The organism is Rubrivirga sp. (genome assembly GCF_965213695.1).
Taxonomy (GTDB): domain Bacteria; phylum Bacteroidota; class Rhodothermia; order Rhodothermales; family Rubricoccaceae; genus Rubrivirga.
In genome coordinates this window covers 183,453-203,924 of record NZ_OZ243912.1, presented here as the reverse complement: position 1 = coordinate 203,924, position 20,472 = coordinate 183,453, and the positions used below count along the sequence as shown (strand labels likewise).

General features: G+C 68.6%; 13 protein-coding genes, 2 tRNA genes and 2 rRNA genes. 8 read left to right on the top strand and 9 right to left on the bottom strand.

The genetic code is table 11. From position 1 onward, the window contains the following. Positions 1-18: 18 nt before the first annotated feature. From ACOOHE_RS00915 to ACOOHE_RS00900, 4 genes are all read right to left on the bottom strand, one after another. Positions 19-2,936 (bottom strand): 23S ribosomal RNA (locus tag ACOOHE_RS00915). A 247-nt stretch (positions 2,937-3,183) separates the two neighbouring features. Beyond that, positions 3,184-3,256 (bottom strand) — tRNA-Ala (locus tag ACOOHE_RS00910). Positions 3,257-3,288: 32 nt separating this feature from the next. After that, positions 3,289-3,362: transfer RNA gene (locus tag ACOOHE_RS00905), tRNA-Ile, on the bottom strand. Positions 3,363-3,608: 246 nt separating this feature from the next. Beyond that, positions 3,609-5,145, bottom strand: a 16S ribosomal RNA gene (locus ACOOHE_RS00900). The 16S and 23S rRNA genes sit together here with 2 tRNA genes alongside, the layout of an rRNA operon. 671 nt (positions 5,146-5,816) lie before the next feature. Between ACOOHE_RS00900 and ACOOHE_RS00895 the strand changes: the two genes are divergently transcribed. Next, a complete protein-coding gene (locus tag ACOOHE_RS00895; protein WP_420455920.1) occupies positions 5,817-6,569 on the top strand; it encodes a PASTA domain-containing protein in 753 nt (250 codons plus the stop codon). 12 nt (positions 6,570-6,581) lie between these two features. Here ACOOHE_RS00895 and pyrR read toward each other — a convergent pair whose 3' ends face one another. The 4 genes from pyrR to accC all read right to left on the bottom strand — a co-directional run bounded on the left by pyrR (position 6,582) and on the right by accC (position 9,958). Then, complete coding sequence (gene pyrR / locus ACOOHE_RS00890) at positions 6,582-7,112, bottom strand: bifunctional pyr operon transcriptional regulator/uracil phosphoribosyltransferase PyrR (RefSeq protein WP_420455919.1); 531 nt, start codon at positions 7,110-7,112, stop codon at positions 6,582-6,584. After that, positions 7,109-7,915, bottom strand: coding sequence for a PhzF family phenazine biosynthesis protein (locus tag ACOOHE_RS00885; RefSeq protein WP_420455918.1), 807 nt, complete (start codon positions 7,913-7,915; stop codon positions 7,109-7,111). The genes pyrR and ACOOHE_RS00885 overlap by 4 nt, the downstream gene beginning before the upstream one ends. Then, positions 7,912-8,388, bottom strand: a complete 477-nt coding sequence (locus tag ACOOHE_RS00880) for a Fur family transcriptional regulator (protein ID WP_420455917.1) — start codon at positions 8,386-8,388, stop codon at positions 7,912-7,914. Before ACOOHE_RS00880 ends, ACOOHE_RS00885 begins: the two co-directional genes overlap by 4 nt. Positions 8,389-8,455: 67 nt before the next feature. After that, entirely contained in the window at positions 8,456-9,958 is a 1,503-nt protein-coding gene (gene accC / locus ACOOHE_RS00875) for an acetyl-CoA carboxylase biotin carboxylase subunit (protein WP_420455916.1), read from the bottom strand. Positions 9,959-10,068: 110 nt separating this feature from the next. Between accC and ACOOHE_RS00870 the strand changes: the two genes are divergently transcribed. The 3 genes from ACOOHE_RS00870 to ACOOHE_RS00860 are packed head-to-tail and all read left to right on the top strand — an operon-like array spanning position 10,069 to position 14,171. Next, entirely contained in the window at positions 10,069-10,920 is an 852-nt protein-coding gene (locus ACOOHE_RS00870) for a DnaJ C-terminal domain-containing protein (protein ID WP_420455915.1), read from the top strand. Between the two features lie 31 nt (positions 10,921-10,951). Continuing rightward, positions 10,952-12,430, top strand: coding sequence for a 1-acyl-sn-glycerol-3-phosphate acyltransferase (locus ACOOHE_RS00865; protein WP_420455914.1), 1,479 nt, complete (start codon positions 10,952-10,954; stop codon positions 12,428-12,430). A gap of 31 nt (positions 12,431-12,461) precedes the next feature. Further along, positions 12,462-14,171, top strand: a complete 1,710-nt coding sequence (locus tag ACOOHE_RS00860; RefSeq protein ID WP_420455913.1) for a GWxTD domain-containing protein — start codon at positions 12,462-12,464, stop codon at positions 14,169-14,171. On the opposite strand, the gene ACOOHE_RS00855 is transcribed toward ACOOHE_RS00860, so the two are convergent. Further along, positions 14,146-14,553, bottom strand: a complete 408-nt coding sequence (locus ACOOHE_RS00855; RefSeq protein ID WP_420455912.1) for a methyltransferase domain-containing protein — start codon at positions 14,551-14,553, stop codon at positions 14,146-14,148. The two genes, ACOOHE_RS00860 and ACOOHE_RS00855, sit on opposite strands and share 26 nt — an antisense overlap. A 288-nt stretch (positions 14,554-14,841) precedes the next feature. On the opposite strand from ACOOHE_RS00855, the gene ACOOHE_RS00850 reads away from it, so the two are divergent. The 4 genes from ACOOHE_RS00850 (at position 14,842) to ACOOHE_RS00835 (ending at position 20,451) form a co-directional block, all read left to right on the top strand. After that, positions 14,842-16,374, top strand: coding sequence for a DUF1800 domain-containing protein (locus ACOOHE_RS00850; protein WP_420455911.1), 1,533 nt, complete (start codon positions 14,842-14,844; stop codon positions 16,372-16,374). A gap of 116 nt (positions 16,375-16,490) precedes the next feature. Continuing rightward, the gene (locus ACOOHE_RS00845; protein WP_420455910.1) at positions 16,491-18,131 is read left to right on the top strand and encodes a DUF1501 domain-containing protein; all 1,641 of its coding nucleotides are present in this window, start codon (positions 16,491-16,493) and stop codon (positions 18,129-18,131) included. Beyond that, positions 18,131-19,138, top strand: a complete 1,008-nt coding sequence (locus ACOOHE_RS00840; protein WP_420455909.1) for a WG repeat-containing protein — start codon at positions 18,131-18,133, stop codon at positions 19,136-19,138. The genes ACOOHE_RS00845 and ACOOHE_RS00840 overlap by 1 nt, the downstream gene beginning before the upstream one ends. A gap of 296 nt (positions 19,139-19,434) precedes the next feature. Then, positions 19,435-20,451 (top strand): WG repeat-containing protein, encoded by a 1,017-nt coding sequence (locus tag ACOOHE_RS00835; protein ID WP_420455908.1) that lies wholly within the window; start codon positions 19,435-19,437, stop codon positions 20,449-20,451. Positions 20,452-20,472: the final 21 nt, after the last annotated feature.

The window sequence follows — 20,472 nt, the reverse complement described above, 5'->3', positions numbered from 1 at the left end:
CACACGTACGAGGTGGAGTGCTTCAAGCTCACGTAGGTAATTAGTACGGCTCGGCTGAACACATTGCTGTGCGTACACCTGCCGCCTATCAACGTCCTCATCTCGAACGACCTACAAGGGAGAATTCATCTCGTGGTGGGCTTCGTGCTTAGATGCTTTCAGCGCTTATCCCTTCCCGACGTAGCTACCCAGCAATGCAACTGGCGTCACAACTGGTACACTAGAGGTCAGTCCGTCTCGGTCCTCTCGTACTAAAGACAGCTCCACTCAATTCTCCAACGCCCGCAGCAGATAGGGACCGAACTGTCTCACGACGTTCTGAACCCAGCTCGCGTACCGCTTTAATGGGCGAACAGCCCAACCCTTGGGACCTTCTCCAGCCCCAGGATGCGATGAGCCGACATCGAGGTGCCAAACCTCCCCGTCGATGTGAACTCTTGGGGGAGATAAGCCTGTTATCCCCGGCGTACCTTTTATCCTTTGAGCGACGGCCCTTCCATTCGGAACCGCCGGATCACTAAACCCTACTTTCGTACCTGCTCGACCTGTATGTCTCGCAGTCAAGCGCCCTTGTGCTTTTACACTCTACGCACGATTACCGACCGTGCTGAGGGCACCTTTGGGAGCCTCCGTTACATTTTAGGAGGCGACCGCCCCAGTCAAACTACCCACCTAACACTGTTCCCCGACCGGATTACGGCCGTGGGTTAGGCATCGACCAAAACGAGGGCGGTATTTCAAGGGTGGCTCCACGACGCCTGGCGACGCCGCTTCAAAGCCTCCCGCCTATCCTACACACGTTTTGGCCAATGTCAATGCTAAGCTGTAGTAAAGGTGCACGGGGTCTTTCCGTCCCGCTGCGGGTACCCGGCGTCTTCACCGGGACCACAATTTCACCGAGCGCGCGGTCGAGACAGTGCCCAACTCGTTGCACCATTCGTGCAGGTCGGAACTTACCCGACAAGGAATTTCGCTACCTTAGGACCGTTATAGTTACGGCCGCCGTTTACTGGGGCTTCGGTCGGAAGCTTCGCCACAAGGGCTAACCTCCTTCCTTAACCTTCCAGCACCGGGCAGGTGTCACTCCCTATACGTCGTCTTGCGACTTGGCAGAGAGCTGTGTTTTTGCTAAACAGTCGGTTGGGCCTTTTCACTGCGGCCACCCGAAGGTGGCGTCCCTTATTGCTAACGTAGGGGACTAATTTGCCTAGTTCCTTGACCGCGCATCACTCGAGCGCCTGAGGATACTCTCCTCGCCCACCTGTGTTGGTTTACGGTACGGGCTCCCTTGACAACCTACGACGCTTTTCTCGGCAGTGTGCTCGGGGCTACTATGGGTTCACCTTGCGGATCCCCCTACTGTCGTGTTTCGGCCTTGAGGAGCAGCGGATTTGCCTACCGCTCCAGCCTACGCACTTCAACGACCCATTCCGTCGGGTCGCGAGCCTTACGCTTCTGCGTCACGCCTTAGGTTAACGCCTTTGGGAGGTACGGGAATATTTAACCCGTTTGCCATCGCCTACGCCTTTCGGCCTCGGCTTAGGTCCCGACTAACCCTGTTCCGATTAACGTTGAACAGGAACCCTTGGGCTTACGGCGGACAGGTTACTCTCCTGTCTTATCGTTACTCATTCCTACATTTTCTCTTCCAGAAGCTCCACCATCTCTCACGAGACGGCTTCAGCGCCGCTGGAATGCTCCCCTACCACTCTACGTAGTAGAATCCGAAGCTTCGGCGCCATGCTTGATGCCCGATACATTTTCGATGCCGGACCGCTCGACTAGTGAGCTATTACGCACTCTTTAAATGAATGGCTGCTTCTAAGCCAACATCCTAGTTGTCTAAGCAGTCCGACCTCCTTTGGTCAACTTAGCATGGACTTGGGGGCCTTAGCTGTCGATCTGGGTTGTTTCCCTCTCGGACACGGATCTTATCACCCGCGCCCTCACTGCCTCTGAACATGTGTCCGGCATTCGGAGTTTGTCTGGAGTTGGTACCCGGTGAAGGGCCCGCGTCCAATCAGTGCTCTACCTCCGGCACACTTTGGAGAGACGCTGTACCTAAATACATTTCGGGGAGTACGAGCTATTTCCAAGTTTGATAGGCCTTTCACCCCTACCCACAGCTCATCGGAGCCTTTTTCAACAGACACCCGTTCGGTCCTCCACGCGGTCTTACCCGCGCTTCAACCTGGCCATGGGTAGCTCACCTGGTTTCGCGTCTACCTCCACTGACTGTGCGCCCTATTCAGACTCGCTTTCGCTTCGGCTTCGGCGCTGAACGCCTTAACCTTGCCAGTGAAGAGTAACTCGTAGGATCATTATGCAAAAGGCACGCCGTCACCCGATAAACGGGCTCCGACTGGTTGTAAGCACACGGTTTCAGGTACTATTTCACTCGCCTACTAGGCGTTCTTTTCACCTTTCCCTCACGGTACTAGTGCACTATCGGTCACAAGAGAGTACTTAGCCTTACCAGATGGTGCTGGCAGATTCCCACAAGATTTCTCCGGTCCCGTGGTACTCAGGTGCCTGCGGTGCTGCTCGCTGTACGTCTACGGGACTATCACCCTCTGTGGTGTGGCTTTCCAGGCCACTTCGTCTTCTGCTTGCAGATCACCGTACGCAGGTCCTACAACCCCGGCAGCACCGAAATGCTACCGGTTTGGGCTAGTCCCCGTTCGCTCGCCACTACTTGGGGAGTCACTGTTGTTTTCTCTTCCTCCGGGTACTTAGATGTTTCAGTTCCCCGGGTTAGCCCCTACACCCTATGTTTTCAGGTGCAGGTAACAGGCCTTCAGCCTGCTGGGTTTTCCCATTCGGAAATCCGCGGATCGTCGGGTATTTGCCCCTCCCCGCGGCTTATCGCAGCTTATCACGTCCTTCATCGCCTTCTTGTGCCAAGGCATCCACCGTGTGCTCTTAGTCGCTTGATGCGACCTCGTATGAGTCTACGTACGTTCTGGAGATGATCCAGAGCGCTCGATGCTATTTCTCAGCAAGACGAACCGTCTGTCAGCGCCCCGAAGGGCTTGCCGACGTCAGGTTCGACCCTGATGCAGTTTTGCTACGGCTATCAACACGTCAAAGAACCGTCCGGGTCGTCTCGCGGTGCGAGAGTTGCCAGTCTGCCGCCCTGACCCGTAGGTCGTGATCCCATTGAGAGGATCGGGCGTCAGGGAGTGGAGCCAGAGGGAGTCGAACCCCCGACATCCTGCTTGCAAAGCAGGCGCTCTACCAACTGAGCTATGGCCCCGATAAGCGTGTCCGGCGATGGATCGCCAGCGGTGGGACTGGGAGGAGTTGAACCTCCGACCTCACGCTTATCAGGCGTGCGCTCTAACCACCTGAGCTACAGTCCCGCGTCACACCATCGGTGTGGGCCGGACGGTCGCTCCGGTGGGAGCGGACCAACAACGGTCTAAAAGAACAGAGGCCGAGGCCTCGTGGACGGCGAGCCGTCCGGGGACAGAACATAGGGAGGCTACGCTGCCTTACCCGTGAACTGCCTTCGAACACCCGAGGGCATCGACGTTGAGAGAGAGAAGCATAGCGAGCCCACATCGGCCACCAGCGCGAGGCTGCGGGCAGAGGAGCTGTCGAGCTCTGTGAGAGGTAATCCAGCCGCACCTTCCGGTACGGCTACCTTGTTACGACTTAGCCCCAGTCACTGAGTTCACCTTCGGCCGCTCCCTCCCCGAAGGGGTTGGGTCACGGACTTCGGGCGCCCTCAACTTCCATGGCTTGACGGGCGGTGTGTACAAGGCCCGGGAACGTATTCACCGCGTCATTGCTGATACGCGATTACTAGCGATTCCAGCTTCACGGAGTCGAGTTGCAGACTCCGATCCGAACTGAGACCGGCTTTGTGGATTCGCTCCTCCTCGCGGAGTGGCTGCCCATTGTACCGGCCATTGTAGCACGTGTGAAGCCCCAGGCGTAAGGGCCATGATGACTTGACGTCGTCCCCACCTTCCTCACTGCTTGCGCAGGCAGTCTCGCTAGAGTCCCCGGCATTACCCGCTGGTAACTAGCGATAGGGGTTGCGTTCGTTGCGGGACTTAACCCAACATCTCACGACACGAACTGACGACAGCCATGCAGCACCTCGCTACCAGTCCGAAGAAGGGCCCCTTTCAGGGCCTGTCCGGTAGCGTTCGAGCCTGGGTAAGGTTCTTCGCGTTGCATCGAATTAATCCACATGCTCCACCGCTTGTGCGGGCCCCCGTCAATTCCTTTGAGTTTCAACCTTGCGATCGTACTCCCCAGGTGGGATGCTTAACGCGTTAGCTTGGACACTGCACCTGAAGCGGTGCAACATCGAGCATCCATCGTTTACGGCGTGGACTACCAGGGTATCTAATCCTGTTTGCTCCCCACGCTTTCGTGCCTGAGCGTCAGTACCCGTCCAGCTATCTGCCTACGCATTAGGTGTTCCTCGTGATATTTACGCATTTCACCGCTACACCACGAATTCCGATAGCCTCTCCGGGACTCAAGACGTGCAGTATCAAGGGCAGTTCACCGGTTAGGCCGGTGGCTTTCACCCCTGACTTACACGCCCGCCTGCGCACCCTTTACACCCAGTGATTCCGGACAACGCTTGGACCCTCCGTATTACCGCGGCTGCTGGCACGGAGTTAGCCGGTCCTTATTCGTACGGTACCGTCAGACCCCACCGAGGTGGGGTGTTCTTCCCGTACAAAAGCAGTTTACGCCCCTGAGGGGTGTCTTCCTGCACGCGGCGTGGCTGCGTCAGAGTTTCCTCCATTGCGCAATATTCCTCACTGCTGCCTCCCGTAGGAGTCTGGCCCGTGTCTCAGTGCCAGTGTGGCGGATCATCCTCTCAGACCCGCTACGGATCGTCGCCTTGGTGGGCCGTTGCCCCACCAACTAGCTAATCCGACGCAGGCTCATCCCCAGACGGCCGAAGCCTTTGATCGGTGGTCCATGCGGACCGCCGACGTTATGTGGTATTAGCCTCGGTTTCCCGAGGTTATTCCCCACCTGAGGGCAGATTGCCTACGCGTTACTCACCCGTGCGCCACTGTCCTCCCGGGGCAAGCCCCGGGATTCTCGTTCGACTTGCATGTGTTAAGCCCGCCGCCAGCGTTCGTCCTGAGCCAGGATCAAACTCTCCATAGTAGAGAGATTGATCTCCTGTCGAGTCCGAAGACTCGGATCAGGGATCGAGTGCCGTACCCTCTCGGGTACAGCCTGCTGTTGAGCTTGTTTGTGTGGACCTCCGAGGAGGTCCGATTTGACTTGTCTCGTCTGTCCGCTTCCGACTGGCGAACCAGCGGAGAGCGGCCGACGAGGGCTCGCTATGCTTCCAATCTCTCAATGAACGGTGCCTGTGGAGACTCAACTGGCGGGCCAGCTTTGCTTCCGAGGCGTCCTGCTAAACTACGGAGTCCGTAGCCAGGCGTCAAGGGCTTCGTCGTCTCTTCTCTTGCGATCTGTAGACCCGGCGGGTGCCGGTCGGCGAAGCCCCAGCCCCTCGTTTGAGGGGATCCCATGGTACGGAAGAATCTGAGTGACTGCAAGGCCTGGAGGCGGGTTCATAAACCCTTCGCCAGACCGGCTGCCAGCCGACCCTGATCCGTCATCCGATAGAGAACAGTGCAGCGGGCGAGCGTCGCGGGCGACGGCCTCCCTGCTGCGGAGACCCATGATAGGAACCCGGCCTGGTGGTGTCCATGGACACGCGGTGGAGAGGCGATGAGGGAGGTGTGAGGCCGAAGAGCCCGACCGCCGGGCCCCTATCTTTGAGGCGCGGCCCGGGTTGTCCGGGTGGCCTCTCCCTCCTCTCTACTATGGATCGCTCCGATCGCGGTGGCTTCCTGTCTGTCCTAGGCGACCGCGCCTTCTGGCTTGGCCTCGGCGTCATCGTTGCCGGGCTTGTCGTGTTCGCGCTCCTCTTCAACTCAGCCGTCATGCCGATCTGGACCCGGCACGACGCGGCCGTCCAGGTCCCCGACGTCAAGGAGCTCACGCCCGACGAGGCCCAGAACGTGCTCTTGCTGGCCGGCCTCGACTGGGAGGAGCAGGAGCAGCCGTACAACCCCAACGTCCCGGCGGACGTGGTCGTCGACCAAAGCCCGGCCTCCGGGACGACGGTGAAGCCGGGCCGGCGGATCTACTACTACGTCAACGTCAGCCCGAAGCAGCTGGTCGTCGTGCCCGACGTGGTCTCGCTCTCCGAGGGGAAGGCGCGGGAGGACGTCGGCGATCGGGGGTTGGTGGTCGACCGCGTCGAGATGGACACGGTCCGGACGCCGTACGAGAACACGGTGACGCGACAGATGCCGGCGTCCGACAGCCGCGTGCCCGTCGGGACGCGCGTGACGCTGTGGATCAGCCCGGGTGTCGAGAGCGGCCGCGAGGTGACGGTGCCGAACGTGGTTGGGATGTCGACTGACGAGGCGCGAGCGGCGATCAGCGACGCTGGCCTTTGGGTCGACTCTCCGCGAGCCGCCGAGGGGGCGGTGACACGGCAGGACCCGGCGAAGGGCGAGCGGCTGAACCCGGGAGAGGAGGTCCGCATCTACACGGACGACGACGCCTGAGCCGGGCGCCGGTCAGTCGTCGAGGTAGACGGCCGGCGTGCTCGGGTCGACGACCACGCGCTCGGCGTGCTTCGTCGGAATCACGCGGCCGACGAAGTCCGGGTGGACCGGCACCTCGCGGTGGCCCCGGTCGACCAAGACCGCGAGCCGGATCGTGCGCGGCCGTCCGTACTGCAAGACAGCGTCGAGCGCCGCGCGGACGGTCCGACCCGTGAACAGCACGTCGTCGACCAGGAGGACGTCGCGGCCCTCGGCACTCGGCGCGTCGGCGGGCAGGTCGAGGCGGTTGCTCCCGCCGAGTCGGGAGGAGGGCACGTCGCGGTCGTCGCGGAAGCCGGCGATGCTCAGGCCATGCCGCTCGATGGGCTCGCCCGATGCCTCTTCGAGCGCGTCGGCCAGGAGGTCGGCGAGGGCCGCGCCCCGCGACTTCAGCCCAAACACGAGCAGGCCGTCGACGCCGCGGTTCCGCTCGATCACCTCGTAGGCGAGTCGCGTGACGGTGCGGCGGACGCGCTCGGGCGTCATCAGGGTGGAGCGGCTCATGGGCGGGCGGCGGTTGACAGCTCGGCGCGGTACACGGTCACGGCCCGGCCGGTCAGCTCGACGCGGTCGCCCACGATGCGGACGCCGACGGTCCCCCCGCGCTTCGACGCCTGGTAGCAGGTGAGCGCGTCGGTCCCGAGGCGGTCGGCCCAGTACGGGCCGATGGCACAATGGGCCGAGCCCGTCACGGGGTCCTCGGGGACGCCGGCGCCAGGTGCAAAGAAACGAGAAACCACGTCGGCGTCTGAGCCAGCATCGGCGGGCGCCGTCACGATCACGCCGCGGGCGCCGATCCGGGCGACGGCGCCGAGGTCGGGCGCGAGCGCGCGGACGGCGGCCTCATCCTCCACCACCGCGAACACGTCGAACCGGCTCCGCCCGATCCACACGGGCTCGACGCCGAACGCTTCTTGGAATCCGTCCGGCGCGGGCGCGTCGGCGGGAGGCGTCGGCGGAAAGTCCATCGCGTAGGTCGCCTCGCCCGTCTGGCGGACCGTCAGCCGTCCGCTGCGGGTGTCGAACCGGGCTGGCTCGTCAGGCGCGAGTCGGCCGGACGTATATAAGAGGTGCGCGCTGGCTAGCGTCGCGTGGCCGCACAGGTCGACCTCGACCTCGGGCGTGAGCCAGCGCAAGCCGAATGCGCCGTTGTCACTGGGCGTCACGAACGCGGTCTCGGCCAGGTTCATCTCGGCCGCGAGGTTGCGCATCCAGCCCTCCGGCACGGGCCGGTCGAGGAGGCACACGGCGGCCGGGTTGCCCGAGAACGCGCGGTTGGCGAAGGCGTCGATGACGGTGACGGTCACGCCTCCGCGACCTCCGCTTTGTTCGGGCACGCCTGTCGCTGGCAGTGGCCGTAGACCGTGAGCGCGTGGCGGGCGACGGTGAACCCGTAGATGTCGGCGACGGTCTCCTGGATCTCCTGGAGGCGCGGGTCGCAGAACTCCAGGATCTCGCCGCAGTCGACGCAAATCAGGTGGTCGTGCTGCCAGTACGCGAAGGCCCGCTCGAACTTGGCCTGCTGCTGCCCGAACTGGTGGCGGACCGCGAGGTCGCACTCGATCAGCACGTCGAGCGTGTTGTAGACCGTCGCCCGGCTCACGCTCACGCCGTCGGCCAGGAGCCGCGAGTAGAGCGTGTCCGCGTCGACGTGGTCGGAGGTGGCGTAGAGCGCGTCCAGGACCGCCAGCCGCTCGGGCGTCCGCCGCTGGCCCCGGTCCTTGAGGAAGGAGAGGAACCGCTGGCGGACCTCGTCGAGCTGGGACGTGGTGAGGGACATGAGGGGAGGATAGAGAGCGGAGGGTAGAAGATGGAGACGGAGGCCCGGCCTCCCGTCCGTCGATCCTCTAGCCTCTCAGCGTTCGGCGCCGGGCCCACCGACTGACCGCCGGCGTCGCCGCTCCGTTCCCCGACGGGGTCGGAGTGGCGTCGAGACGAGCGAGCGCGGCGGCGACGAGGGCCATCCGCTCGGCCTCGGGCGACGGCGCCAGCGTCGCTGCGTCGAAGTGCTCGGCGACGAAGCCCGTGTCGAAGTCGCCCGACGTGAAGGCGGGATGGTCCATGACGGTCCGGCAGAACGGGATCGTCGTGCGGATGCCGGCCACGTCGTACTCGTCGAGGGCCCGGCGCATCCGGGCGATGGCCTCGGCGCGGGTCCGTCCCCAGGTGCAGAGCTTGGCCACCATCGGGTCGTAGAAGACCGGCACCTCGTCGCCCTCCTCGACGCCGGCATCGACGCGGACGCCGGGGCCGGACGGCGGGCGGTGGCGCAACAGCGGGCCCGGCGCGGGCAAGAAGCCGGCCGGCACGTCTTCGGCGTAGACGCGGCACTCGACGGCGTGGCCCCAGATGGCGAGGTCGTCTTGCTCATAGCCCAGCGGCTCGTCCTCCGCGATCCGGATCTGCTCGGCCACCAGGTCGAGGCCCGTGATGAGCTCCGTCACCGGGTGCTCGACCTGGAGCCGCGTGTTCATCTCGAGAAAGTAGAAGTCGCGGTTCGCATCCAGAAGAAACTCGACGGTCCCCGCGCCCACGTAGTCGCACGCCCGGGCGGCCTGGACGGCGGCCTCGCCCATCGCCGCGCGGAGCTCCGTGTCGAGCACGGCCGAGGGCGCCTCCTCGATCACCTTCTGGTGCCGCCGCTGGATCGAGCACTCGCGCTCGAACAGGTGGACCACATTTCCATGAGCGTCCGCCAGCACCTGGATTTCGACGTGCCGAGGGCCCACGAGGTACTTCTCGATGTAGACGCGGCCGTCGCCGAACGCGCTCTGCGCCTCGCTCCGCGCCCGCTCGAACGAGCCCGCGAAGTCCTCGGCCCGCTCGACCACGCGCATCCCCTTGCCACCGCCGCCGGCCGCGGCCTTGACCAGGACCGGGTAGCCGATCTCGCCCGCGACGCGCTCCGCCTCCGCCGGATCTCCGATGGCGTCGCGCGTGCCGGGCGCCATTGGGACGCCGGCTTGGGCCATCAGCTTGCGCGCCTCCGTCTTGTCGCCCATCGCCGAGATCGCGGCCGGCGGCGGGCCGACCCAGACGATGCCGGCGTCTTGGCATGCCTGGGCGAACGCGGCGTTCTCGGAGAGGAACCCGTAGCCCGGGTGGATGGCGTCGGCGCCCGTCTGCCGGGCGGCCTCGAGCACCTTGTCGGCGACGAGGTACGACTCCGACGACGGCGCCGGGCCGATGGCGACGGCCTGGTCCGCCAGCCGGACGTGGAGCGCGTCGGCGTCGGCGGCGGAGTGGACGGCGACGGTCGCGATGCCCCGCTCTCTACACGTCCGCAGGATGCGGACGGCGATCTCGCCCCGGTTGGCGACGAGGAGCTTGCGGATCGGGCGGGGTGTCATCACGTCGCGGAATAGGGCGTTGGCACGGAGTCTGTACCGGGGAATCCCTGGCCGGGCGTCCGGCGTCCTGTCGGGACGCGCGCCGACCGCCGGCCTGCCGCCCCTCCCCGATGGCCGAAGTTACCGACTACTACCTCCTGCTCGGCGTGACCGAGACGGCCTCGCCGGAGGCCATCAAGCGGGCGTATCGGTCGGTGGCCCGGGACTCCCACCCCGACCGGAACCCGCACGACCCGAGCGCCGAGGAGCGGTTCAAGCTCGTCCAGCTCGCCTACCAGGTGCTCTCGGACCCGCGCCGCCGGACCCAGTACGACCTGGTGCGGACGTTCTCGCTCGACGGCGAGCTCGGGCCGTACGCGATGGGTCACAAGCCGTTCGACCCCGCCGACAGCCAGGACCCGCTCACGTCGCTCTTCTTCGGCGACCCCCGGGGGACGCCGAATCCCAGCGAGCGCGGCGCCGATGTCGAAGCCCAGGTCCGGCTCACGTTCGACCAGGCCCTGCGCGGCGGAACCACCGAGGTGCGGATGAGCGGCGGCGAGCCCGTCCGGCTGACCGTCCCCAAGGGCGTCCGCTCCGGGCTCAAGGTCCGGGTGAAGGGGCACGGGCGCCTCGGCGCGGGGGGCGAGCGCGGCGACCTCTACGTCACGTTCCGCGTCGACCCGGTCGCCCGGTTCCGGCGCGAGGGCGACCACCTGCACGTGGTCGAGACGGTGTCGGCGCTCGAAGCCATCCTGGGCACGACGCGCTCGATCACGAACGCCTACGGCCAGACGATGAAGGTCCACATCCCGCCGGGCACGCAGCCGGGCGAGCGGCTCCGCCTGCGCGGCCAGGGCGTCGAGACGGCGACGCGGCGGGGCGACCTGTTCGTCGAGGTCGAGGTGACGGTGCCGCGGGGGCTCACCGACGAGCAGCGCCAGTCGCTCGCGGAGTGCGCCTGCAAATCTGGGCTGATGTAGGGCCGAGCGCGGGCCGGTGGTAGTCTCCGACGTGCCCGACGCTGCTCCCCTCCCCTTCCGGTACCGCGCGCTGCGGGCCGTCGTCCGCGCCGTCGTCCGGCTGTTCTTCCGCGACGTGGCCGTCGCCGGGACCCACCACGTGCCCCAAGACCGCGGCGGGCTCTTGGTTGCGTGGCACCCGAACGGCCTGATCGACCCGGCCCTCATCCTGTCGACGGTGCCCGGGCGGATCGTGTTCGGCGCGCGCGACGGGCTCTTGCGCTGGCCCGTCGTCGGCCCGATGATGCGGGCGCTGGGGACGGTCCCGATCTACCGCGCGGTCGACCAGGACGCGATGACGCCGGAGGAGCGGCGCGCAGCGAATGACCGAAGCCTGGGCGCACTCGCGGACGAGATCGCCGGTGGCTCGTTCTCGGCCCTGTTCCCCGAGGGCGTCAGCCACGACCGGCCCCACCTCAGCGAGATCCGCAGCGGCGCCGCGCGGCTCTACCTCCAGGCGCGCGAGCGGACGCCGGCCGGCCGGCCACCGCCCGTCATCGTCCCGGTCGGGCTCCACTATGAGGACAAGGACACGTTCCGCACCGACGTGCTCGTCGCGTTTCACCGGCCGCTCGACCTCGCCGAGATGGACCTCGACGCGCCCGACGCGCCGGACGTTCTGACCGACGCCATCGAGGAGGCCCTCGTGGCCGCCGTCCACCCGACGGCCTCATGGCGGCTCCACGCCCTCATGCACCGGGCGCGGACGTTGATCGCGGCCGAGGCCGCCGCGCGCCGGGGCGAGCGCCCCGCGCCCGAGACCGTCGTCTCGCGCACGGCTGGGTTCGCCCAGATCTGGGAGGGCTACCGCGTCCGCTCCGAGACGCACCCGGACGAGATCGAGGCGCTGCGCCAGGACATCGCGGCGTACCACCACGCGCTCCACCGGCTCGGGCTGGACGACGGCGCGCTCGACCGTCCGCCGCGCTTGGGATCGGCCGTGCTCGTGGTCGGCGCCATCGCGCAGGCCGTCGCCGTGGCGCTGCTGCTGCCGCCGCTGCTGCTCGTCGGGTTCGCCGTCAACGCGCCGCCGTACTGGGCGCTGAAGGGCGTGGCGCTGCTGGCGGCGAAGGCGGCGAAGGACGCGGCGACGGTCAAGATTTTCGGCGGGCTCGTGCTGTTCCCGCTGGCGTGGGCGACCGCGGGACTGCTGGCGGCGCTCGGCGTGGTCCGGCTGGCGGACGTGATGCCGGACCTGCCCGAGGCGCCCGTCGCCGTGGGGCTCGTGATCGCGGCGCTGAGCGCGCTCGGCGGCGTCGCGGCGCTGCTGTACTCCGAGATCGCCGTCGGCGCGTGGCGGGCGATCCGGGTCCGCGTCGCGCGGTGGCGGCACTACCACCAGATCGACGGGCTCCGCCGCCGGCGCGCGTCGCTCCACGACCGCTTCCTCGCCTTGGCCGACGGCCTCGACCTTCCGACGGGCGTGGTCCCGGCCGAGCGCCGTGACTCCTCGGTTCGGTCGGGCGGCTGAGCTCGCGGGGCAACTTTCCACCAGGTTCGTGATGCGACTCTTCGTCGCCCTCGCTCTGCTCGTCCTCGCCTCGACGGCAACGGCCCAGGACCGCGTCGACTATCTCGACCGGCTCGCGACGGCGGGCCCCGACGCGGACGCCGACGTCGACCGGCTCGTCGCTCAGCTCTGGCCCATTCTGCCCGACACGCTCCGGCGAGCGCTCGGCGCGCCTGCCCCCGACGCCGGGCTCGACCTCGTTGCGTGGTGGCACGCCCAAGACCCGTTGCCGGCCACGCCCGAGAACGAGCGGCTGACGCTCCACCTCGACCGCGTCGCCCACGCCGAGCGCCGGTTCGCCGATGCCAGCCGGCGCGGGTTCGACGACCGCGGGGCCGTCTTCGTCCGACTGGGGGAGCCCGACGTCGTTCGCGAGCTCCGGTCCCAGACGTTGCTCCTGTCTCGGTCGTCACTGGCCGTGGGGACGCCCGACAACGCGCTCTGGGTGTACGACGGCGGTCGGCTCGGTTTTCTGTTCGTCGAGGACGGGCGGACGTGGCGCGAGGCGTCGCCGGTCGATCTGCTGCCACCCGGCCTCCAGATGATCCGCCAGGGCGAGATGCACCCGCGCGCGCCGGAGTGGGCGAAGACCTCGGCGCTGGCGTTTTACGACCTGATGGACGCCATCGCGGCCGTCATCCCCCAGTACGCACTGGCGCTGCCGACCGTCGACGCCCTCCACTTCGAGATCACCGGAGACGCACTCGAAGCGGGGATGAGCCCGACCCGTTTCGCCGAGAAGCCGTCGGTGTCGCAGACGTTCACGAGCGGAGGGACGGCCGGCGACGTGCCTCAGATCGTGGCGTCGCTGTTCGAGGAGATCGAGGCGGAGCGCCAGCAGGCGGCCCGCGCCACGCGCGACGTGGTCTCCGGCGTCGACCTCCCGCCCGTCGCCGAGATGCCGGTGGCCGTCCGGGCGGCGCGCTTCCGCGGTCCGGGCGGGCGGACGCGCGTCGAGGTCGCGTGGGCGCCAGAGCCCGGCGCGTTCGTCGGCCTGGGCGATGGGCTCGCGGTCCGCTCCGTCGCGACCGTCGCCGAGGCCGGCGGGCGAGGCGACGGGGACCGGGCCGAGCGCGTCTCCCCCCTCTCGTCTCTCGCGACGCGGCCGGGCCAGACGACGCCGGTCGAGGCAGCCACCTTCCAAGCCACCGGCCGACGCCTGTCTGTCGCCGTCCAGACCGACGTGCTCGACGCCGAGGGCGCGGCTGTTCGGCGCGGCATCGCTCGCGTCGGCCCGCTCGCGCCGCTGACGGAGGGCCCGGGCGGGCTGCTCATCAGCGACCCCCTCCCCCACCTCGTCCCGCCCGACGCCGTCGACGCCATCTCGGGGGCGCCCCGGGCCCAGGCCGAGCGGGCTCGCGCGCGGTGGCGCTACCCGTACGACATGGTCGTGCCCGGTGCGCTCGTCGGCGTCTTCGTCGAGGCGTACGACCTCGGCACGCGCGGCGGGCGGTCCGACTACGAGGTCGAGCGGTCCATCTACCGAACCGACGGCGCGACGGGCGAGCGGTCGCTCGTGAGCCTGAGCGCGACCCCGTCGGGCACGACGAGCGGGACGGCGCGGGAGTTTATCGTGCTGCCCGTCCCCGCCGACGTCCGCGCGGGCGACCGTGTCGTGTTCGAGGGGACGATCCGCGACCGTGTCACCGGGCGCTCGGGGACGTGGTCGCTCGTGTTCAGCGTCGTCGGCGGGTCGGGCTAGCAGCAGCCTCCGCCCATCCCGCTGTCCGAGGCGGCCGTCGCCGGCTCGCAGTCGAACAGGCCGAAGTGCGTCGAGCGGTCGCCGGCCACATCGAAAAAGCGGCCGTAGCGGGTGCGGCCACCGTCCGGACGTCGGCCCAGCCGAGGCCGGCCATCAGCCAGCGGAAGCCCTCGGTGTAGAGCGCGCCGCCCAGGCACTCGCCGACGAGCACGGGGTCGCGGCGGACGGCCCCGGGCAGCCGCCGGTCCGCGAACACGTCCGAGACGTAGAGATCGCCGCCGGGCTTGAGGACGCGCGTGATCTCCTCAAAGACGACCGCCTTGTCCGGCGCCAGGTTGAGCACGCAGTTCGAGATCACCACGTCGACCGACCGCCGACACACGCCGTCCTCCCCCCCGCCCGCTCCTGGGCTTCCCGCACGGCACCCTTCACCGGAGGGCCGGAGTCCGCCGCGGTCTTGATGATTGACTGAGGGATGCCGGTCGGTTCCATCAGGGCCGACAGCCGCAGACCGTGCCTGTCGCCGCCTTCGTGCCGATTCCGACGTCCGGCTCTCTCTGCAAACGGAGCGCGAGGTCTCCCGAACGGCTCGGTGGATCAAGCCGGCCCGAAACCGGCCGATAGCTTTTTGGAGGCACGGACAGGCCGTGCCCGCCGCCCCCGCCCCCCGATGGACCGACGCGCCTTCCTGACGCGGCCGACCGCACCGACCCCACGGGGCCGACCGACTCCGCCTCGGCACGCGGCGCTCGCGGCGGACCTCGCCCCGTACGCCGGCCCCTGGACCGCGGCACAGGCCACGCACCTCGTCCGCCGGACGCACTTCGGCGCGTCCCGGCCCGACGTGGTGGCCGCGCTCGTGGCCGGCTCGCCCGCTGTCGCGGCCGGTGCGATCCTCGATGCCGCCGCCCAGCGCCCGCTCCCTGACGAGCCGAGGTGGGCCGGCTCGACCACGTCGGACGGCGGGACCAACATCCAGCGGTTCTACGAGTGGCAGCGGGCGTGGGTCGCCGAGATGGCCGCCGGCGGGCTCCGCGAGAAGCTGGCGCTGCTGTGGCACGACCACTTCGCGACCGCCCAGGCCGTCTATTCCCACGCCGCCTTCGCCGTCGACTACCTGACGTTCCTGCGCGAGCGGGCCGTCGGCCCGTTCCGGCCGCTGCTGGAGGGGATCGGCAAGCGGCCGGCCATGCTGCGGTTCCTCAACAACGACCAGAACCGAGCCGGCGACCTCAACGAGAACTACGCCCGCGAGATCCTGGAGCTGTTCTCGATGGGCATCACCGGCCCCGACGGCGCGCCCAACTACACCCAGGACGACGTGGTTGAGGCCGCCCGCGCGCTGACCGGGTGGACCGTCGACGCCCCCCGAGTCCGCAGCCAGTTCCGGGCCGAGCGCCACGACGCCGGTCCCAAGACCATCTTTGGGCGGACGGGCGGCTGGGACCACGACGACTTGGTCGACCTGATCTTCCAGGAGCGCGGCTCGGCCGTCGCCCACTTTGTGGCGGGCAAGCTGTACGCCTGGTTCGTCCACCCCGTCGCCAATGCGGGCGTCGTCGCCGCCCTCGCGGACGTGCTCCAGCAGACAGCCTTCGACGTGCCGGCCGCGCTCCGAGCCCTCTTCGCGAGCGCCCACTTTTACGACCCGGCCGTCGTCGGCGCCCGGCTCAAGACGCCGATGGAGTTGATGGTGGGGATCGGCCGCGAGCTCGGGCTGACGCCGTCGCAGGCCGTCTTGGAGACGTTCCGCGAGACCAGCCAGTCCATCGGGCAGGAGGTGCTCAACCCGCCGTCCGTCGAGGGCTGGCCCGGCTATGACGACCCGCTCGAGTACCGCGCCTGGGTCACGACCGGCACCATCGTCGAGCGCCGGGGGATCGCCGAGGCCGCCGTCTTCGGCGACGGCCCGTTCCCGACCTACGACCCGCTCCCGCTCGTCGAGCAGGTCTCGGACCGCTTCGACCCGTACCGGCTCACGCGCGACCTGGCCGCGCACCTGCTCGCCGTCCCCCTGAGCGAGGCCGACGCGGACGCGCTCGCCGAGCAAACCGTCCTGGACGGCGTCCCGACGTCCTACACGCGCGGCGAGCGCCAGGGCTTCTGGGTCGAGATCGTCGTCTCGGCCGAGGACGCCGCGCGCGACCGCCTGCGCCAGTTGCTCGCGGCCCTCGTCAACCTGCCCGAGTACCAATTGGTGTGATGCGTTTTGATGCGTGACACGTGATGCGTGATTCTCTCGCGCCAGCGCGGACGCCCACGTGGAAGAGTCACGCATCACAGATCACGCATCTCTGACGACTCCATCTGTAACCCCCCATGTGCGACCGCTCCCACGCCGCTCCGCCCCGCGCCATCTCGCTCGACCACGGCCGGGACCACGACCGCGACCACGCCGCGTGGAACCGGCGCGACTTCCTGACCGGCGCCACGACGGCTGCCGCGGGCGCCTTCCTCCTGGGGAGTGGCGCAAGTGCGCAGACCGTCCGGGCGTCCTCGCACACGCCGCTGCTCCGGTCGCTGGGCCGGGCCGAGACTGACCGCATGCTCGTCATCATTCAGCTCGGCGGCGGCAACGACGGGCTCAACATGGTGGTCCCGTACACGAGCGACGCCTACTACCGCCGGCGCCCCCAGATCGGCCAGGCCGCGTCGTCGCTGCTGACGCTCGACGGCGACTACGGCCTCAACGGAGCGATGGCGGGGCTCGAGACGATGTGGGGCGACGGCGACCTGGCCGTGATCCACTCGGCCGGCTACCCCGACCACAGCCGCTCCCACTTCCGCTCGACCGACATCTGGGCCTCGGCCTCCAACGCCAACGAGCAGCGGACGGACGGCTGGACGGGCCGCTGGGTGGACCGCGCGTTTCCGAGCCACGTCGCCGAGCCCCTCCCCTACCCGGTCGCCATCCGGATCGGCGGCGCGTCGTCGCTGCTGGTGCGCGGCGCGGGCGGGGCGCTGGGGATGAGTTTTTCCAACCCCGACCAGTTCGACCGGCTGGCGCAGACGGGCCAGTTCTACGACGAGGCCGCCGTCCCGGCCACGCTGGCGGGCGACGAGCTCCGGTTCGTGCGCGAGATCTACAACTCGGGCCTGCGCTACCGCGACGCCGTCTACCAAGCGTCGCAGGCCGGCGAGAATGATGGGGAGGCTGGCTACCCCGGCGGCGGGCTCGCGTCGTCGCTGGCGTCGGTCGCCCGGTTGATCAAGGGCGGGCTGCCCTCGCGGATCTACGCCGTCTCCATTGGTGGCTTCGACACGCACTCGGACCAGCTCGACCGCCAGCCCGGCCTGCTCCGCGAGATCGCCGAGTCCGTCCGCGCCTTCACCGCCGACCTCGGCGCCGACGCCGGCCGCGTGCTCACGATGACGTTCTCGGAGTTCGGCCGGACCATCAGCCAGAACGGGGCCGCCGGGACCGATCACGCCGAGGCGTCGCCGATGTTGGTGTTCGGCGGAGGCGTCGGCGGCGGGCTCTACGGGGATGGACCGGGCTCTGTCCTCGACAGCCTGCCGAACAACCAGAACGCGCTGCCGATGTCGGTCGACTTCCGGCGCGTCTACGCCAGCGTGCTCGCCGAGTGGTTCGGGATGAGCGGTGCCGACACGGCCGACGTGTTGGGCGGCGGCTTCGAGCCGCTTGCCGGTTTGGTCGAGAGCCCGTTCACCGTCGACGCCGCGCCCGCGCCCCCAGCGGATGGGCTGCGGCTGTCCGTCGCCCCGAACCCGGTCGCCGGCCGCGCCCGCATCGCCGTTACGCTTGACGCGCCCGCGCTCGCGACCGTCGAGGTCGCCGACGTGGGGGGGCGGACCGTCCGCGTGCTCCACGACCGGGCGCTGGCTGCTGGCGACCACGCCATCGCCTTCGACAGCGCCGGGCTCGCCGCCGGCCTCTACCTCGTCCGCCTGCGCACGCCCGGTGCGTCGCGGACCGTCACCGTCACCGTCGTCCGATGATGTCCCGTCTTCTCGCGCTGCTCGCGCTCGTCCTGTTCCTGCCCGCTTGCGATTCCTTCGGCGGCGACGACGCCGAGGCCGTCGACGGCTTCCCGGTCCTGTCCGACGGCCGGTGGGGCTTTATCGACGCCGAGGGCCGGCTGGTCTCCAGCCCCCAGTACGACTTCGCCGACGAGGTCACCGGCGGGCGGTCGGCCGTCCGGCAGGGCGCGCTGTGGGGCTACGCTCGGCCCGACGGCTCGCTCGCCATCGAGCCGCAGTACCTCGCGGCCGGCCGGTTCGAGGGGCAGCTCGCGCCGGTCCGCTCGGCGACCGAGGGCTGGTTCTACGTCGACCGCGACGGGGCGCGCGTGGGCGAGGCCGGCTACGACAGCGCCGAGCCGTTCTCCGACGGCCGCGCCGCCGTCCGGCGTGGGTTCGTGTGGGGCTTCGCCGGCGAGTCCGGGGCGGTCGTGGTCGAGCTGCAGTTCGCGGCTGTCGGCCCGTTCCGCGAGGGGCTAGCGCCGGTCCAGACCGCTGACGGCTGGCGCTACATCGACCGGTCGGGCGCGTTCGCGTTCGGCACCTCGTTCGACGAGGCCGGGCCGTTTTCGGACGCTGGGCTCGCGCCCGTGCGGGAGCGCGGCAGCGAGGTCTGGAAGTACGTCGACCGGGACGGGCGGATCGCGCTCAACTCGACGTTCGACGCCGCTGCGCCGTTTTCCGAAGGGCTCGCCACCGTCCGCGTCGGCGACCGGTTCGGGTTTATTGACCGCGACGGCGCGTTCGTGGTCGGCCCAAAGCTGGCCGAGGCCGGGCCGTTCTCCGAGGGCCGCGCGGCGGTCCGGTTCAACAACCGCTGGACGTACCTCCGCCGCGACGACGGCCTGATCGTGGCGAGCCCGGCCTTCTCGTCGGCCAAGCCGTTCCGGGGCGGGCTGGCCCAGGTCACGACCGGCAGCGGCGACAACCTGCGCGTCGGCTACGTCGACCGCGAGGGCGCCCTCGTCTGGGAGCCGACCCGATGACCGTTCGGGGTTCAGAAACGGTTTGGGGAACACCTCGGCGCCGCTCGCGAGGTCCCCTCTCCCCCTGGGAGAGGGACAGGGTGAGGGTCCGGCGGCGTCGCCAGGCCCTCGTGCGTCGGCGGCCCCCCTCACCCTAGCCCTCTCCCCCGGGGGTGGAGAGGGGACCCGATCTCGCTCACCAAACAGCTTTTCAGGGCTCGCAAGAGTCCGCACCCTGATGAACCCCGAACCTGCCGACGCACCGGGCTCCACGGCGTCCCAGTCTCCGAACGACGAACCCTGAACCTCCGCGACCCATGCGCCTCCTCTCCTCCCTCTTCCTCCTCGCCCTGGCGGTCTCCGCCATCGGCTGCGACGCCTTCGGCGGCGACGACGACGCGGCCGACGCGAGCGCCCGCCTGTTCCCGGCGAGCCAGAACGGCGAGCGCGTCCTGATCGACGAGACCGGCCGCGTGGTCGTCTCGCTCGGCGACTACAGCAGCGTCCGGCCGGGCGCCGAGGGGCTGACGCCGGCCCGCCGCTGGGATGGACGCCAGAACGTGTGGGACTACTTCCGCACCGACGGCGAGGTCGCCTTCTCGGTCGCCGCCGACGAGGCGTTCGCGCCGCGTGACGGCCGCGCCCGCGTCCGCGTCGACGGCAAGAATGCGTTCGTCGACACGGAGGGGCGGTTTCTCATCAACCCGTACCTCAACGACGCCCGGGACTTCTCGGAGGGCGTGGCCCGGGTCAAGACGACCGGCTGGCGGTGGGGCTTCCTCGACCGCGCCGGTGAGGTCGTGGTCGAGCCCGCGTTCGACAACCTCGGCGACCTCCACGATGGCCGCGCCCGCTTCGAGCGCGACGGCAAGGTCGGGTTCGTGGACCGGACCGGGGCCGTCGTGATCGAGCCCGCTTACGACGACGCTCGCTCGTTCTCCGGAGGTCGCGCGGCGGTCCGCCAGGGCCAGCGGTGGTTCTACGTTGACACGGAGAACCGGCGCGGCGCGGACGGGCAGACGTTCATTTCGGCCGGCGACTACAGCAGCGGCCTGGCGCCGGTCCGGACCGAGAACCGGTGGGAGTACGTCGACGAGCGCGGCCAGCGCGTGATCGGGCCCCAGTTCGACGCCGCGCGGGCGTTCCGAGGCGGCCGGGCCGCCGTCGAGGTCGACGGGTCGTGGACGTTCGTCCGGCCCGACGGCACGCTCCTGCGTGCGCCCGAGTTCGACGAGGTCGACGACTTCGCGGGCGGCCTGGCGGCCGTCACCGTCGACGGCCAGCTCGGCTACATCGACGAGGACGGGGCGACGGTCTGGCTCCCCCGCGAGTAGCCGCGACGGAAGACGGACCCA

Bases quoted from the DNA above. Each gene is read 5' to 3' on its own strand.
- ACOOHE_RS00840 (WP_420455909.1), top strand. From the start codon at position 18,131: ATGTCCCGTCTTCTCGCGCTGCTCGCGCTCGTCCTGTTCCTGCCCGCT.
- ACOOHE_RS00895 (WP_420455920.1), top strand. From the start codon at position 5,817: ATGGATCGCTCCGATCGCGGTGGCTTCCTGTCTGTCCTAGGCGACCGC.
- ACOOHE_RS00835 (WP_420455908.1), top strand. From the start codon at position 19,435: ATGCGCCTCCTCTCCTCCCTCTTCCTCCTCGCCCTGGCGGTCTCCGCC.
- ACOOHE_RS00860 (WP_420455913.1), top strand. From the start codon at position 12,462: ATGCGACTCTTCGTCGCCCTCGCTCTGCTCGTCCTCGCCTCGACGGCA.
- pyrR (WP_420455919.1), bottom strand. From the start codon at position 7,112: ATGAGCCGCTCCACCCTGATGACGCCCGAGCGCGTCCGCCGCACCGTC.
- ACOOHE_RS00845 (WP_420455910.1), top strand. From the start codon at position 16,491: ATGTGCGACCGCTCCCACGCCGCTCCGCCCCGCGCCATCTCGCTCGAC.
- ACOOHE_RS00850 (WP_420455911.1), top strand. From the start codon at position 14,842: ATGGACCGACGCGCCTTCCTGACGCGGCCGACCGCACCGACCCCACGG.
- accC (WP_420455916.1), bottom strand. From the start codon at position 9,958: ATGACACCCCGCCCGATCCGCAAGCTCCTCGTCGCCAACCGGGGCGAG.
- ACOOHE_RS00880 (WP_420455917.1), bottom strand. From the start codon at position 8,388: ATGTCCCTCACCACGTCCCAGCTCGACGAGGTCCGCCAGCGGTTCCTC.
- ACOOHE_RS00870 (WP_420455915.1), top strand. From the start codon at position 10,069: ATGGCCGAAGTTACCGACTACTACCTCCTGCTCGGCGTGACCGAGACG.